Annotated in this window: 2 protein-coding genes; both read right to left on the minus strand. The window is 47.8% G+C overall.

Annotated features, from left to right (window positions below; translation table 11 throughout):
- Positions 1 to 198 precede the first annotated feature (198 nt).
- A complete protein-coding gene (locus tag C466_RS16450) occupies positions 199 to 765 on the minus strand; it encodes a hypothetical protein (protein WP_152418579.1) in 567 nt (188 codons plus the stop codon).
- A 3-nt stretch (positions 766 to 768) separates the two neighbouring features.
- Positions 769 to 1,068, minus strand: a complete 300-nt coding sequence (locus tag C466_RS16455; protein WP_152418580.1) for a hypothetical protein — start codon at positions 1,066 to 1,068, stop codon at positions 769 to 771.
- Positions 1,069 to 1,136 lie beyond the last annotated feature (68 nt).

Below are 1,136 nucleotides of genomic sequence, written 5' to 3' on the forward strand. Positions count from 1 at the left end.
AGCGCTGATCAGCCACTACCGACGACTCATTGTAACAGAATAGGTGACTCAGGTCAGGTTCGCTGACGATGCTTTGTGAGGTACTGAGATTAACTCGGATGTTTCGCGCCACACCACTTCTACGTGGGCGTGGCGCTGTCGCTGTTGAGGGTCGTATCGATCTGGTCGGCAACGGGCGCGAGCTTCACGTTCATCGGTCTACTGGTCAATTCTAATTTCGGCCGCATCATCTTCTTCCGTTTTAACTGAAGTTCGACTCCCGGATTCTTTTCGAGATTCCTCAAATGCACCTCCCACTGCGAGGAGATACAAGTATCTCATTAAGTAAATCATAACGAGAAGGTAGTGGAATAGCAAATAGTAGACCGCAACTGAAATAATCGCCAGCGGTAGGTAGGAAATCTGACTAAAGTCGACAATAAAAATCGTCGATAAAACCACTGAGATCAGTGATGCCAGATTTACCAGTAACGCGTATGACGTGCCAATTCGGGTTTCCTGAACAATCTGTTTCTCAAGTCGGTCACCTCGACCTGAGTACTGTGCGGTTGTGAGGAGCGAACTAAATGTAAAGCCGAACAAGATTGCTAAGGCAGTGATCATCGTCGAGAGAATGGAATCTGTAATTGGTAAATAAAGACCAACAAGCGCCACAATAAACGGAAGTCCAATGAGGACATAAGCCTCCCAATCAGGTTTCGAATCCGTTTTGAGGATTCCACCGTAGAAATTCGAGATGATCGGTGTCAGGTCAAATGCCTTCATCCGCTAATCTTGGAAGGGTACTGCCTCTTCTTCTTGTTCGCCTGTGCCAATGTTCCGGGAGAGCATAGAGTCCTGATCTAGTGGTGTATTTAAATCACGCATCAAGTCGTTTCCCAGTTGACGAGCAACGCGGCCGACAGAGTGAGGTGTTGGGTAACCACCGTGAAGGTTCAGATCATGGTCGTCTGGGTCAAGATCCATCCGCATCTGAATCTCATCCTCCCAAAGCGGGAAACTAAGTTGTGATTCGCCTTCGATGACCGTTACTGTTGCTTTGTCAAAATTCAGTACCTCACAAAGCATCGTCAGCGAACCTGACCTGAGTCACCTATTCTGTTACAATGAGTCGTCGGTAGTGGCTGATCAGCGCT

The organism is Halorubrum distributum JCM 10118 (genome assembly GCF_000337335.1).
GTDB lineage: Archaea > Halobacteriota > Halobacteria > Halobacteriales > Haloferacaceae > Halorubrum > Halorubrum distributum.